Here is a 13,942-nt window from a genome sequence, read left to right on the forward strand (position 1 = left end):
ATGACCCGTTACCTGATCACCCGGCTCTGGCAGTCGGCCGTCACGCTCGTGATCGCCTCGATCGTCGTGTTCTGGGGCGTGCGCCAGCTGCCGGGCGACCCGGCCCTGGCCCTGGCCGGAGAAGAGGCGACGCCCGAGCGCGTCGCCGCCATCCGGGCCGACCTCGGCCTCGACGACTCGCTGCTCGTGCAGTACGGCCGGTTCGTCGGCAACTTCGTCCGCGGCGACTTCGGCGAGTCCACCCGCACCGGCACACCGGTCACCGAGCTGATCGGTGCCACCCTGCCGGTCACGCTCTGGCTCGCCCTCTACGCGATCGTCGTCGCCGTCGTCGTGGGCGTCGCCCTGGGCGTCGTCGCCGAGCGGTACCGGGGCCGCTGGCCCGAGTGGATGGCCAACGCCGCCGCCCTGGTGGGGCTCTCGGTGCCGAACTTCTGGCTCGGCATCCTCGCGATCCTCTGGCTCGCGGCCGGTCTCGGCCTGTTCCCGGCGTCGGGATACGTGCCGGTGGCCGAGAACCCGGCGAGCGCGTTCTACCACCTGACCCTGCCCGCGCTGATCCTCGGCACGAGCCTCGCCGCGGTCATCATGCGGCAGACCCGCGCCTCGATGATCGAGACGATGAAGACCGACTACGTGCGCACCGCGCGGGCCAAGGGCCTCGGTCGGGGTCGGGTGCTGATGCGCTACGGCCTGCGCAACTCGATGATCGTGGTCGTCACGATCGTCGGCCTGCAGCTCGGCGGCCTGATCTCGGGCGCCGTGGTCACCGAGCGCATCTTCGCGCTGCCGGGCTTCGGCAAGCTCACGCTCGACTCGGTCTTCACTCGCGACTACCCGGTGATCCAGGCCGTCGTGCTGATCATCACGGTCGGCTACATCGTGATCAACCTGGCGGTGGACGTCCTGTACTCCGTCATCAACCCGCGCATCAGGGTAGGAGGCGCATCGTGACCGTCATCGAGACACCCACCGCCGCAGGGGCGGGGCTCGGCTCGGCGCGGGGACGCGTCTGGCGCGGGCTCGTCCGCAACAAGCTGGGCGTCACCGGCGGCGTCATGCTGCTCGTCGTCCTCGTCGCCGGCCTCGCCGCGCCGCTCATCGCCCCGTACGACCCGACGCGGGTGAACTTCGAACTGCCGTTCCAGGTGCCCGGCACCGTGGGCTACGTGCTCGGCACCGACGACCTGGGCCGCGACATCCTGTCGCGCACCGTGTACGGCATCCGCGTCTCACTGCAGGTGGGCGTGTTGTCGGTGATGCTGGCCGTCGTGGTCGGCACGCCCCTCGGGTTGCTCGCCGGCTACTGGCGCTGGCTCGACGGCGTCATCTCGCGCCTCACCGACGTCATGCTGGCGTTCCCGTTCCTCATCATCGCCGTGGCGCTGGCCGCGATCAGCGGTCCGAGCCTGACGAACGCCGTGGTCGCCCTCGGCATCGCGCAGGTGCCGACGATGATCCGCGTGGTGCGCGGAGAGACGCTGCGCGTCAAGTCGACCGACTTCGTCCTCGCCGCGACGACGATGGACGCCACGGGCCTCCGCGTGATCTTCCAGCACGTCCTGCCCAACTGCGTCTCGGCGATCATCGTGCAGGCGACGGTCATCATGCCGGTCGCCGTGATCGGCGAGGCCCTGCTGTCGTTCCTCGGGCTGGGCATCCAGCCGCCGACGGCCAGTCTGGGCATCATGCTCAGCGACGCGCAGCAGTACCTGGCCAAGGCGCCGTTCGCGGCCGTCGTGCCGGGACTGGCGATCGCCGTGATCTGCCTGGGCTTCAACCTGTTCGGCGACGCCCTGCGCGACGCCCTCGACCCCACCGCCAGCGACCGGAAGTGACCCCCTCGTGACCTACACCACCCCCGACGAGTTCGTCACCCGCCCCGACCTGCGCGGCACCTTCGGCATGACGTCGTCGACGCACTGGCTGGCGACGGCCTCGGCCCAGTCGGTCCTCGAGCGCGGCGGCAACGCCTTCGACGCGGCCGTCGCGGGCGCCTTCGTCCTGCACGTCGTGGAGCCGCACCTCAACGGTCCAGGCGGCGACCTCACGGCGATCTACGCGACGGCCGAGGCCCCCGACGACCCGACCGTGCTCGTCGGCCAGGGCCCCGCCCCGGCCGGGGCCACCCGCGAGCACTACCTGGCCGAGGGCCTCGAGCTCGTGCCCGGGTCGGGAGCCCTCGCGGCCGCCGTCCCCGGTGCGGTCGACGCCTGGCTGAAGCTGCTGGCCGAGCACGGCACCTGGTCGCTCGCCGACGTCCTCGCCTACGCGATCGGCTACGCCCGCGACGGCCACCCGATCGTGGCGCGCGTGGCGTCCACGATCGAGACCGTCGCCGACCTCTTCACCGAGCACTGGCCCACCTCGGCGGCGCAGTGGATGCCCGGTGGTGAGGTGCCACGCGAGGGCGACCTGCTGACGAACCCGGCCTACGCGGCCGTCCTCGACGAGCTGGTCGCGGCCGGCGAGGCCCTCGGCCCCGACGCGTCCCGCGAGGCGAAGATCGAGGAGGCGCGGGTCGAGTGGGGCAGCGGACACGTCGCGCAGGCGATCGACGAGTTCGTCCGCACTCCGCACCGTCATTCGTCGGGCACCGACCACGCGGGCGTCGTCACGGCCGCGGACCTCGCCGCGTTCCGCGCCACGACCGAGCCGGCGACCACGATCGAGTTCCGCGGCCACACGATCGCCAAGACCGGCGCCTGGGGCCAGGGTCCCGCGCTGCTGCAGGTGCTGGCGCTGCTCGAACCGCTCGACGACGAGCTGCTCGACCCGTCGACCGCGGTCGGCGCCCACACCGTCGTCGAGGCGCAGAAGCTCGCGATGGCCGATCGCGAGGCCTGGTACGGCCCCGGTGACGTGCCCCTCGCGACCCTCTTGTCCGCGGACTACGCCGACGAGCGTCGCGCGCTGATCGGCGACCGGGCGTCGCACGAACTGCGACCCGGCGACGTCCCCGGTCGCGATCCGTTCGCCCTGCCCACGATGCGCACCGAGTACCTGCCGCCCGCGCTCAGCGAGGCACCCGCCGGCGTCGGTGAGCCCACGGTCGCCGCCCCCGGGCGGGCACCGGCACCCGGCGCCGCACCCGGCGCATCCGCCGCATCCGCCGCGCCCGTCGCACCGACCGAGGACGCCCCGGCGACCGGCACCGCGCCTCCTGCCGACCGTCTGGCCGAGCCGTTCACCGAGCCGACCGGCGAGACGCGCGGCGACACCTGCCATCTCGACGTCGTCGACCGCTGGGGCAACATCGTCTCGGCGACCCCGTCGGGCGGCTGGCTGCAGTCGTCGCCGACGATCCCCGAGCTCGGCTTCTGCCTCGGCAGCCGGCTGCAGATGTCGTGGCTGGACGAGGGCACGGCGTCGACCCTCGAGCCCGGCACCCGCCCGCGCACGACGCTGACGCCCACGCTCGTGCTGAAGGACGGCGAGCCCGTCGTCGCGCTCGGCTCGCCCGGCGGCGACCAGCAGGACCAGTGGCAGCTGCTCTACCTGCTGCGCACGATCGTCGGCGGGTACACCCCGCAGCAGGCGATCGACGCCCCCGCGCTGCACACCACGTCGTTCCCCGGCAGCTTCTGGCCCCGCACCTGGGAGCCCGGGGGCGTCGTCGTCGAGGACCGTCTGGGCGACGACGTCATCGACGCGCTGGTCGCCCGCGGCCACGTCGTCACCCGCGCCGGCGGCTGGTCCCTGGGCCGGCTGTCGAGCGTCTCGCGAGACCCCGAGACCGGCGTGCTCTCCGCCGCCGCCAACCCCCGAGGAGCCCAGGCCTATGCCGCAGGACGCTGAGAACCCGACCTCCCCCTTGCTGAGCGTGCGCGACCTGCGCGTCTCGTTCGGCGACACCCCCGCCGTGCACGGCGTCGACCTCGACGTCCTGCCGGGCGAGCGGGTGGCGATCGTCGGCCAGTCCGGCTCGGGCAAGTCGACGGTGGTCGCGGCCATCCTGCGCCTGCTGCCCGGGGCCGGCCACATCACGGGCGGCACGATCGAGCTCGCGGGCCCCGACGGCAGCACCCTCGACCTCGCGCAGGCCACCGAGGCGCCCATGCGCCAGGTGCGGGGCGCGCGCATCGGCCTGGTGCCGCAGGACCCGTCCACCAACCTGAACCCGTCGATGAAGGTCGGTGCCCAGATCGCCGACGCCCTGCGCACCCACGGGCTCCGTGGCCACGACGAGGTGCAGCGTCGCGTCGTCGCGTTGATGACCGAGGCGGGCATCCCCGAGGCCGAGCGCCGGGCGGGGCAGTTCCCCCACGAGTTCTCGGGCGGCATGCGCCAGCGCGTGCTCATCGCGATCGCCCTGGCCCGCGAGCCGCAGCTGTTGATCGCCGACGAGCCGACCAGCGCGCTCGACGTGACGGTGCAGCGGCAGATCCTGAACCACCTGCAGACGCTGGTCGAGAGCCGCGGCACGTCCCTGCTCTTCATCACCCACGACCTGGGGCTCGCCGCCGACCGCACCGACCGCATCGTCGTGATGCTCGAGGGTCGCGTCGTCGAGCAGGGCACGCCCGAGCAGATCCTGCGTCGCCCGCAGCACGAGTACACGAAGCGCCTCGTCGCGGCCGCGCCGACGCTGGCTTCGGCCACCGCCCTCCGTCGCGGCGAGGCCGTCCTCGACGACACGACGGACGCGAAGGAGGCGCGGGTCGACCCGATCCTGACCGTCACCGACCTGGTCAAGGAGTTCCGCCTCCGTGGTCGCCGTGGCGAGCAGGTGCGGGCCGTCGACCACGTCTCGTTCGAGGTGCCGCGCGGCACCACGACGGCGATCGTGGGGGAGTCCGGCTCGGGCAAGACGACCGTGGCCCGCATCGTGCTCGGCCTCGAGTCGGCGACGAGCGGGTCGGCCCTGATCGACGGCGAGAGCATCACGGCGAGCCGGGGTGCGTCCCGTCGAGCACTGCGTCGCCGCGTGCAGCCCGTCTTCCAGGACCCCTACGGTTCGCTCGACCCGTCGTACAGCGTCGAGCGGTTGATCGACGAGCCCTTGCGCATCTTCGGCGTCGGCGACCGGGCCTCCCGCAGGCAGCGGGTCGCCGAGCTGCTCGACCAGGTCGCCCTGCCCCGATCGGTCGCCCAGAGCCGGCCGAACGAGCTGTCGGGTGGCCAGCGCCAACGGGTGGCCATCGCGCGGGCGCTCGCGCTGGAGCCCGAGCTGCTCATCTGCGACGAGGCCGTCTCGGCGCTCGACGTGCTCGTCCAGGAGCAGATCCTCGAGTTGCTCGGCGACCTGCAGCGTCGACTCGGCCTCAGCTACCTGTTCATCACGCACGACCTGGCCGTCGTGCGCCAGATCGCCCACGACGTGGTGGTGATGCGCAAGGGCGCCGTGGTCGAGCGCGGTAGCGTCGACGACATCTTCTTGTCGCCCCGTGCCGAGTACACGACCGAACTGTTGGGAGCCATCCCCGGTGCCAGCCTCGCCCTCTGAGGGCCCGCCGCCCGTCGTCCTCGTCGACGCTCTGCGTCGCGAGATCGTCGAGGGCACCCTCGTGCCGGGGACGCGCATCACCGAGGCCTCGGTCGCCCGCCGCCACGGCGTCTCGCGCGTCCCGGTGCGCGAGGCGCTGCGCGCGCTCGAGGCCGAGGGGTTCGTCGAGTCGACGCCCCACGTGGGCAGTCGGGTCGCGGCGATCCCGGTCGACGAGGCCGACGACCTCTTCGCCGTCCGCGAGGCCCTCGAGATCTCGACCGCGCGTCGGGCCGCCCTGCGGGCGCGCGAGCTGTTCGGCGAGCCGCGCCCGCCCGAGGACTGGTGGCGGACACGGCGCGTGCTCGGCCAGCTGCTCGACGACGGGGACGCCGCCGTCGAGGCCGGCGACCTCGACCGTCTCGTCGAGCTCAACGACCGGTTCCACGTCGGCGTGGCGCAGCTGAGCGGGAGTGCCACACTGGCGACCCTGCTGCGCCAGCTGTCGAACAAGATCGAGTGGCTGTACGCACTCGACACCTTCTCGCGAGGCAAGCGGCTCTGGCCCGACCACCGCCGCATCCTCGCGGCGATCGACGCGGGCGACGAGGCCGGGGCCGCCGAGCTGATGGGGTGGCACGTCCGCGAGTCGCGCATCGGCTTCCTCGCCCGCACCGAGCCGGCCGACCGCGTGGCCGACCTGCGGGCCACGCCGCCCGCCCTGCCGCCGACCATCCCGACGCCGACGCTCCCGGCGACCTGACCCGCGCCTCCTCGGGTCTCCCGCTCAGGCGACCGGGCGGTGGCCGGGCAGGGCGTGCAGGTCTTCGGCGGCGAGTTCGGCGGCGATGGGGTCGCCGGCCTCGGTCGCCTCGCGCAGGGCGGCAAACGAGTCGGCCATCGAGTCCCACTGCAGCACCTGGACGATGTTCGGCACGCGCAGTTTGTAGGCGAGGCCGTCGGTGACGTCGGTGCACACCTTGACCAGTGACGGGTTGCCGCAGTGGTCGACGTAGGTCGAGAAGAGCGCGATGGCGTGGGCGTTCAGCGCCGGGGCGTCCTCACGGTCGAGATCACCGAGGCAGACGTCGATCGCCCGCACGATCTCGCGCTTGACGGCGGCCGGCAGGTTCGGGACGGCCAGGCGGACGGCGCCGCCGAAGAGCACGCCGAGGGTCTGGACCGCCTGGACGGCCTCTTCGGCCTTCGGCGTCGCGACCTTCGTGTAGCGGTTCGGCGCCATCTCGACGAGGCCGGCACGCACGAGGTCGCCGAGTGCCTCGCGGATCGGGGTGCGCGACACCTGCAGCCAGGCGATCAGCTCGTCGTCGTGCAGGCGTTCGCCCGGTTCGAGCGTGCCGTCGATGATCGCGTCACGGATGCGGCTGCGGACCGTGTCGCGCAGCAGCTGTCGCTCGGCGGCAGGGGGAGTGACGGGAATCGGCATGCGGCCTCCTAGATCCTCACGGGCGTGTGCCCGGCCAGCATCCTAATACGGAAACGTCACATTTTGCCCGATGGGCAGCGAAGTCCACATGTCAATGCCAGTGGACGGGCTCGGTCCCGGGCGCGACGAAACCCCGCCTCCACGACGGGGGGCGGGGCTTCGTGACTCGGGTCGGTGCGGCTACTGGGCGGCGGCGGGGGTCGCTGCGGGCACGTGCTGCGAGGCGACTTCGACGCCGTGCGAGTCGCGCAGGGTCGTGAGGGTCTGCTCGATCTCGTCGTCGCGCTGTTCGGTCGTCCAGCCGAGCGAGCCGGCCATGACGTCGGCGATCTCGGTGAGCAGCTCGATGGTGACGCCACCGACGAACGCGAGGTTGGTGCGGCGCAACACGACGTCGGCCAGGTGGACGGCGTCCTCGTGCTCGGCGAAGTAGGCGATCTCGGCCGTGGTCAGCGTCGAGTCGGCCTCGAGGGCCTGCGACGGCTGGTCGAGCAGCACCTCGATGACGTCCGAGGCGCGGGTGCCGTACCGGGTCAGCAGGCGGTCGACCTGGTCGCGGTCGAGCCCGTCGGCGTGGGCCGCCACCCAGGTGGTGCGGGCGCCGTCGGTGGTCGGGAAGCCCTTGCCGCCGCCGATCGCCATGCCCGTCGTGTCCACCGACCGCGTCACGCCGAGCTTCGTCGTCGCCTCGGTCGAGAGGTGGGCCGACAGGGCGCGGAACGTGGTCCACTTGCCGCCGACGAGGCTGAGGACGGTCGTGCCGGGCAGCTCGGCGACCTCGGTCTCGACGATGCGGTAGTCACGGGACACGAAGCCCGCGGCGAGGTCGTCGTGCTTCGGCAGCGGGCGGACGCCCGAGTAGCGGTAGACGATGTGGCCGCGGTCGAGCTCGATGTCGGGGTAGACGTGCTTCACCAGGTCGAAGAAGTAGTCGACCTCTTCTTCGGTGCAGACGGCCGGCTCGGCCATGTCGGCCTCGAGGTCGGTCGTGCCGATGAGCACGCGACCCTTGAGCGGGTAGATCAGGACGATGCGGCCGTCGTTGTTCTCGAAGAAGATCTCGCGACCGTTCGTGGCCTCGAGCAGCTCAGGGCTGTCGACGACGATGTGCGAGCCCTTGGTGCCGCCCATGTACTGGGACTCGGCACCGAAGGCCTTGTTGGTGAGGTCGGTCCAGGGGCCCGAGGCGTTGATGACGACGTCGGCCTTCACCGTGAACTCGGTGCCGGTGACGACGTCGCGCAGGGTCACGCCGCCGTCGGCGGTGCCGACGGCCTCGAGGTAGTTGGCGCTCCGGGCGTTGTCGCCGGCGGCCAGGCCGTCCTTCAGCACATCGAGCGCGAGGCGCTCGGGCTCGTGCACCGACGCGTCGTAGTAGGTGCCCGTGTACTTGAGTGCCTTGTTGAGGTGCGGCATCTCGGCGAGGGCCTTCTTGCGCCCGAGGAACTTGTGACGCGGCACCGAGCCGCCGTCGCGCGAGAACGAGTCGTACATCGTCATGCCGACCTTGATCAGCAGGGCGCCGCGCTCCTTCGTGGAGCGCTGCTTGTGCGTCAGCATGCGCAGCGGCGCGTTCATGATGCCGCTGAACGTCGAGAAGATCGGCATCGTGGTCTGCAGCGGTTTGACGTAGTGCGGCGCGATCTTGAGCAGGCCGTTGCGTTCTTCCACGCTCTCGCGGACGAGGCGGAACTCGCCGTTCTCGAGGTAACGGATGCCGCCGTGGATCATGTGCGACGACGCGGCGGACGCCCCCGACGCGTAGTCGGCGCGTTCGACCAGCACGACGTCGACGCCCTGGAGGGCGAGGTCGCGGAAGGTCGCGATGCCGTTGATGCCACCGCCGACGACGAGCACCTGTGCCGTCGGGCGGTCGACGATGCGCTGCACGTTGGGACGGATCGAGTCTGTCTTCTTCGACATGGTCACTGCTTCTTTCGAGATGCGATGTCAGGTGGTGGTGACCGACTCGTCCTGCGGGCCGGTAGATTCATCGTCGTCCCGATGCACACAAGGTGCAACGGATCTGCACGAACGTGCAAGGAGGTCCCGTTGGTCGCTGGCGACACGTCCGAACGCACGCAGGAGGCCCTACGTGCCGCGCATCTCTACTACATGCAGGACCTCACGATGGAGGCGATCGCGCACGAACTGCAGACGTCCCGCTCGTCGGTCTCGCGCCTCCTGAAGTCGGCTCGCGAGACGGGCCTCGTCGACATCCAGATCAAGTCACCCCTCGACCAGCCGACGGCCGTGGGAGAGGGTCTGCACCGACGCTTCGGCGTGGTCGCGCACGTGGTCCCGGTGCCCGACCAGACGAGCGACGTCGACCGGCTCGACCGCGTCGCGCTGTCGGCTGCACGAACGCTCACCCAGTACGTCGACTCGAACATGGTCGTCGGCGTCGCCTGGGGCTCCACCGTCAGTGCGGTCAGCCGGTACCTGGTGCCCAAGACCACGCACAACACCGTCTTCGTCCAGCTCAACGGTGCGGCGAACACCCGCACCACGGGCATCGAGTACGCCAGCGAGATCCTGCGACGGTTCGGTCACGCGTACGGCGCCCTGATCCAGCAGTTCCCCGTGCCGGCGTTCTTCGACGACCCGGCGACCAAGCGCGCCCTCTGGCGGGAGCGCAGCACCCGGCGCGTCCTCTCGTTGCAGGGCGCCATGGACCTCGTCGTCTTCGGCGTCGGCTCGCGCGAGGCGCACGTGCCGAGCCACGTCTACTCGGGTGGCTACCTCGAGCAGAGCGACCACGACAGCCTCGGCCACGACCACGTGGTGGGCGACGTCGCGACCGTGTTCTTCCGCGAGGACGGCTCGTCGGCCGACATCGAGCTCAACCAGCGCGCCACGGGGCCCGACCTGGCGACCATCCGGCGCACGCCGCGTCGCGTCTGCGTCGTCGCCGGCGAGGCCAAGGTCGTCAGCGTCCGCGGTGCGCTCGCCGCGGGCCTGGTCACCGACCTGATCCTCGACGAGGGGACCGCCAGGGCGCTGCTGGCCAGCTGAGCCGACGAGGCCGTGGTCCGGAGGCGCGGGTGGGGTACACCGGGCCAGCCGCGACCCAGCCCGCCCGCGTAGACGGGAGGGGTCGCACACCGGGCCCCGACCGGCCCCGAGAGGAGCATCACCATGGCAAGCACCGAACTCACCGGACGCCGCGTTCTCGCGATCGTCACCAACTACGGCGTCGAGCAGGACGAGCTCGTCGTCCCCGTCGCGAAGCTGCGCGAGCAGGGCGCCACCGTCGTCGTCGCCGGCGTCTCCACCGAGCCGATCCAGACGCTCGTCGGCGACAAGGACCCGGGTCAGACCGTCCGTCCCGACACGACCATCGCCGAGGTCGACGCCGCCGACCACGACCTCCTGCTCGTGCCCGGCGGCACCATCAACGCGGACACCCTGCGAACCGAGAGCGACGCCGTCGACCTCGTCACGGCCTTCGCCACGGCGGGCAAGCCGATCGCCGCGATCTGCCACGGCCCGTGGGCACTCATCGAGGCCGGCCTCGTGAGGGGCAAGGAGCTCACCTCCTACGCCTCGCTGCAGACCGACGTCCGCAACGCCGGCGGCACCTGGGTCGACCGCTCGGTGGTGACCGACGTCGAGCAGGGCTTCACGCTCGTCACGTCGCGTGACCCCGGCGACCTCGACGACTTCGTCCGCGAGACCTCGACGGCCCTGGCCGCCACGGCCTGATCCGTCGTCCCCGTCGCGGCGGGGTCCGTCGTCCCGCTCCGGGGCGACGGACCCCGCCGTGGGTCTTTAATGGGACGTCGGGCCACCGTCGGTCCGTCACCCGGCGCTCCGGCGCCACCCGGTCGAGAGAGAGGCGCGATGAAGTTCGGCAAGACGCGCGGGGTCCCCTCCGAACCGGCGACGCCCGATCCCGCCGCCCTCGAGCGTGCCGTCGCCGAGGGCGTCCTCATCTCGCGTGCGGCCGCCGTCGTCTCGGTGGCCAACTCGATCGTCATCCGTGCCCTGCGCGACGACGAGCACTTCGACCACGAGCGCACCCGCGAGGCCGTGCGCACCATCCTCGGTCGCCTCGCGGCGGAACAACGCGAGCAGAACGAACGGATCGGCGGCGAACGGGCGAAGGCCCTCAAGGCCAAGGGGCGGTCGCGACACCAGCACGACTACCGGCGCGGGGACGACGACACCCTCTGGTTCCGGGAGAAGACCTACACGGCCGTGGCCGACCGGCTGGACGAGCTGCAGTCCGACGACGACTTCGTGGGCGACATCGTCGCGGCGGCGGTCGACCGGGCCTGGGGCGACGTCGGGGCCGCGATCGTCACGAAGGTGTCGGCCGTCGAGGCGGTCGACCCGGCGTATCCCGACGAACGCGACCAGCGCCTCCGTGATCTCGTCGAGGTCGACCTCGCCGACCTGCTCGCGCAGCCGCCGCAGCGGTCGGACGCTCCGCACTCGACCTGACGGGTGCGTTCGTCCGTCGGCCCCCCGACCTGGGGCTGGCCCGCCCGGTACCCGGGCGAGAGCATGGAGGGACACCGCTCGGCCCTCACCACGCGGAGCCCTCGTCGATCAGGCCACCGCTGTGGGAGGAACCCGGCATGAACCGTTTCGTCAGTCCGCTCGTGCGCGGGATGATCCGCCAGCGCAACCGCTGGTTCGACCGACGCCTGGGGTTGCCCCGGCCCGAGGGAGTCGCACGGACGCACGCTCCGGGTGTCAGCCCCGATCGCGTGCTGCTGTTCGGCAGCGGGCCCGCCGTCGGGTGGGGCGTCCGCAGCCACGACCTGGGGCTCGCGGGTCATCTCGCGCGGGCGGTCTCGCAGGCGACGGGGCGCGGGGTCGACGTCGACGTCGTGGCCGACCCCTCGATGGGGACGGTGTCCGCCCGGCAGGTGCTCGGACACCGTGACCTCACGCGCTACGACGCCGTGGTCGTGGTGACGGGCATCAACGACGCCCTCGCCATGACCGACGTCACGAAGTGGCGGCGTGCGTTCGTCGACCTGCTCGTGCACATCGAGACCGAGACCGGGGGCGCGAGCAGTCCCGTGCTCGTCACGGGCGTCCAGTCGCCCAGCGAGGTGACGGTGTTCCGCATCGCCGGTGGCGGCCTCGTCGACCGACACGCGGCCGAGCTGAACGAGACCATCCGGGACGTCTGCTCGACCCACCCCCGCGTGCACGTGCTCATGCCACCGTCGCCGCTCTCGGGCCACGACGACCGGGACAAGCTGATCGCCAAGTACGCCCGCTGGGGCGAGGCGCAGGCCGAGATGCTCGCGCCCATGCTCGACGCGCAGATGTCCGCCGGTGGCGGCGTGGCCCGGGCGCGCCGACACGCTCCACAGGCCGAGGTCGACCGCATCGAGGCGATCCGGGCTCTCGGCCTCCTCGACACCGATCCCGAGGAACGCTTCGACGACATCGTCGAACGGGCGCGGACCCTGCTCGGCGCGAGCGGGGCCGCGTTCTCCCTCGTCACCGCTGACCGACACTGGAACAAGGCCCTCGCCGGAGGCGGTGACCGCGAGCTGCCGATGGCGCTCTCGTTCTGCGCCCACACGGTCGCCGGCGGCCAGCCGTTCATCGTCGAGGACGCCTGGGCCGACGAACGGTTCGGCGTCGAGGCGCCGGCGCGGTTCTACGCCGGCTACCCGGTCGAGAGCCCCGACGGCGTCCGCATCGGTGCGCTCTGCGTCGCCGACCCCGAGCCCCGCACGGTCGAGAGCGTCGACCTCGTCATGCTGCGCGAGCTCGCCCTCAGCGTGCAGCGCGAGCTCGCGAAGCAGGCCGTCGCGCGGGCCTGAGAACAGATGTACAGAAAGATGTACACGCTGAGGGGCTCCGCGCTAGCATCGTCTCCATGGAGACCTCCATCCGAGGCGCCGACGTCCTCGCCGTGGCTGATGCCCGCAGCGGCTTCAGTCGCCTCATGAGGGACTTCAGGCTCGACCCCGACCGTCCGGCCGTCGCCGTGGGGCCGCACCGCCGCCCCGAGGTCGTCATCGTGCCGTGGAGCCGTTTCGTCGAGATGTCCGAGCGTCCCCCGTCCGGTCGAGGGGGCGTCTCGCTGCTGGACGAGATCACCTCGCGTGCCGATCTCGTCCGGCGCCTCGCGGGCCTGAGCCACATCGACGCCGTCAGCGTCTTCGGGTCGGTCGCCCGCGGGACCGAGACCGACGACAGCGACATCGACCTTCTGGTCGATCCGGGGGCCGAGGCGACCTACTTCGACTTCGCCCAGTTCGAGCTCGACATGGAAGCCGTGTTCCAGCGTCAGGTCGACGTCGTGTCCCGGCGGGCACTCGACCCCGAGACCGATCGCGAGATCTTGGCGCAAGCGGTGCCCGTGTGATCCCCCCTCCGGACCGCGCCCAACGCTGGCTGGCCGACCTCGACGCGACCCTCACGGCCTCGGCCGAGCTCGTGTCCCGGGGTCGCGAGGCGTTCGACGGCGACCCCGCGCTTCCGTTGGCGTTCGAGGCGCTGGCCAACCGGGCCGGTGACCTGAGCAAACGCTTGGTCGCGTACGACGGCACGAGGTTCCACGAGGTCGAGTTCTCCCTCGCCGCCAAGAACCGCGACTTCGTCGTCCATCACGACGATCGCCTCGACCGTGAGACCCTCTGGCAGACCGTGACCCGGAGCTTTCCCCTCCTGCACTCCCTCGTGCAGCGTCACCGCCGCGACGGATGAGCGCCGAACCCCTGGTCACGCCCGACGGCCGGTACCTCGTGGTCCGTGGCCGGCTGTGGCGCCGGACCGATCCGCGCCTCGACGAGGCGACCCGCGCCTCCTTGGTCCACGACCTGATGGAGGCGCGGCGCGCGAAGAAGACGGCGCTGGCCGCCGACGACGCTGCCGCCGTCGAGGACGCCCGGGCCCGGGTCGACGCCGCCAAGACGTCGCTGGGCGAACGCGGCCCGGTGTGGTGGGACGACGACGCACCCGACGAGACCCGCCGCATGGCACGGAACACGCGGTACGCCGAGTGGTTCGCCGGCGTCGAGTCCGACGCCGCCACGAACTGACCACCGCACCACGCGGTCCGATGGTGCAGGGTCCCTCTCGTGGCGGGCTCCGGG

The 13,942-nt window shown here is 71.9% G+C and carries 14 protein-coding genes; 12 read left to right on the plus strand and 2 right to left on the minus strand.

The genetic code is table 11. The annotated features are described in order from the left end of the window. The 5 genes from IFT88_RS11785 to IFT88_RS11805 are packed head-to-tail and all read left to right on the plus strand — an operon-like array spanning position 1 to position 6,188. Positions 1 to 954, plus strand: coding sequence for an ABC transporter permease (locus tag IFT88_RS11785; protein WP_043595715.1), 954 nt, complete (start codon positions 1 to 3; stop codon positions 952 to 954). After that, positions 951 to 1,838 (plus strand): ABC transporter permease, encoded by an 888-nt coding sequence (locus IFT88_RS11790; RefSeq protein WP_056225060.1) that lies wholly within the window; start codon positions 951 to 953, stop codon positions 1,836 to 1,838. The genes IFT88_RS11785 and IFT88_RS11790 overlap by 4 nt, the downstream gene beginning before the upstream one ends. 7 nt (positions 1,839 to 1,845) lie before the next feature. Then, positions 1,846 to 3,798 (plus strand): gamma-glutamyltransferase family protein, encoded by a 1,953-nt coding sequence (locus IFT88_RS11795; protein ID WP_342212148.1) that lies wholly within the window; start codon positions 1,846 to 1,848, stop codon positions 3,796 to 3,798. Further along, complete coding sequence (locus IFT88_RS11800; protein WP_056225068.1) at positions 3,782 to 5,446, plus strand: dipeptide ABC transporter ATP-binding protein; 1,665 nt, start codon at positions 3,782 to 3,784, stop codon at positions 5,444 to 5,446. The genes IFT88_RS11795 and IFT88_RS11800 overlap by 17 nt, the downstream gene beginning before the upstream one ends. Next, a complete protein-coding gene (locus IFT88_RS11805; protein ID WP_200925430.1) occupies positions 5,427 to 6,188 on the plus strand; it encodes a GntR family transcriptional regulator in 762 nt (253 codons plus the stop codon). The genes IFT88_RS11800 and IFT88_RS11805 overlap by 20 nt, the downstream gene beginning before the upstream one ends. 24 nt (positions 6,189 to 6,212) lie before the next feature. Here IFT88_RS11805 and IFT88_RS11810 read toward each other — a convergent pair whose 3' ends face one another. Together IFT88_RS11810 and IFT88_RS11815 are read right to left on the minus strand one after the other, a co-directional pair. Then, entirely contained in the window at positions 6,213 to 6,872 is a 660-nt protein-coding gene (locus tag IFT88_RS11810) for a GntR family transcriptional regulator (RefSeq protein ID WP_052505322.1), read from the minus strand. Positions 6,873 to 7,052: 180 nt separating this feature from the next. Continuing rightward, positions 7,053 to 8,795, minus strand: coding sequence for a glycerol-3-phosphate dehydrogenase/oxidase (locus IFT88_RS11815; RefSeq protein WP_043595729.1), 1,743 nt, complete (start codon positions 8,793 to 8,795; stop codon positions 7,053 to 7,055). A 192-nt stretch (positions 8,796 to 8,987) separates the two neighbouring features. Here IFT88_RS11815 and IFT88_RS11820 point away from each other — a divergent pair, with 192 nt between their 5' ends. The 7 genes from IFT88_RS11820 (at position 8,988) to IFT88_RS11850 (ending at position 13,888) form a co-directional block, all read left to right on the plus strand. Next, the gene (locus IFT88_RS11820; protein WP_249409010.1) at positions 8,988 to 9,887 is read left to right on the plus strand and encodes a sugar-binding transcriptional regulator; all 900 of its coding nucleotides are present in this window, start codon (positions 8,988 to 8,990) and stop codon (positions 9,885 to 9,887) included. Positions 9,888 to 10,010: 123 nt separating this feature from the next. Next, positions 10,011 to 10,577 carry a type 1 glutamine amidotransferase domain-containing protein gene (locus IFT88_RS11825; protein WP_192120779.1) on the plus strand — a complete coding sequence of 189 codons (567 nt, stop codon included), beginning with the start codon at positions 10,011 to 10,013 and terminating at the stop codon, positions 10,575 to 10,577. A gap of 138 nt (positions 10,578 to 10,715) precedes the next feature. Next, positions 10,716 to 11,318 (plus strand): hypothetical protein, encoded by a 603-nt coding sequence (locus tag IFT88_RS11830; RefSeq protein WP_192120781.1) that lies wholly within the window; start codon positions 10,716 to 10,718, stop codon positions 11,316 to 11,318. A gap of 137 nt (positions 11,319 to 11,455) precedes the next feature. Next, complete coding sequence (locus tag IFT88_RS11835; protein ID WP_052505321.1) at positions 11,456 to 12,664, plus strand: GAF domain-containing protein; 1,209 nt, start codon at positions 11,456 to 11,458, stop codon at positions 12,662 to 12,664. 56 nt (positions 12,665 to 12,720) lie between these two features. After that, on the plus strand, positions 12,721 to 13,212 hold the full coding sequence (locus IFT88_RS11840; RefSeq protein WP_192120783.1) for a nucleotidyltransferase family protein: 492 nt from the start codon (positions 12,721 to 12,723) through the stop codon (positions 13,210 to 13,212). Beyond that, positions 13,209 to 13,553, plus strand: a complete 345-nt coding sequence (locus IFT88_RS11845; RefSeq protein WP_056225079.1) for a hypothetical protein — start codon at positions 13,209 to 13,211, stop codon at positions 13,551 to 13,553. Before IFT88_RS11840 ends, IFT88_RS11845 begins: the two co-directional genes overlap by 4 nt. Next, the gene (locus IFT88_RS11850; protein ID WP_043595704.1) at positions 13,550 to 13,888 is read left to right on the plus strand and encodes a hypothetical protein; all 339 of its coding nucleotides are present in this window, start codon (positions 13,550 to 13,552) and stop codon (positions 13,886 to 13,888) included. Before IFT88_RS11845 ends, IFT88_RS11850 begins: the two co-directional genes overlap by 4 nt. Positions 13,889 to 13,942 lie beyond the last annotated feature (54 nt).

It is taken from the genome of Frigoribacterium sp. CFBP 8751, from assembly GCF_014841545.1.
In the GTDB taxonomy this organism is placed as follows: Bacteria; Actinomycetota; Actinomycetes; order Actinomycetales; family Microbacteriaceae; genus Frigoribacterium.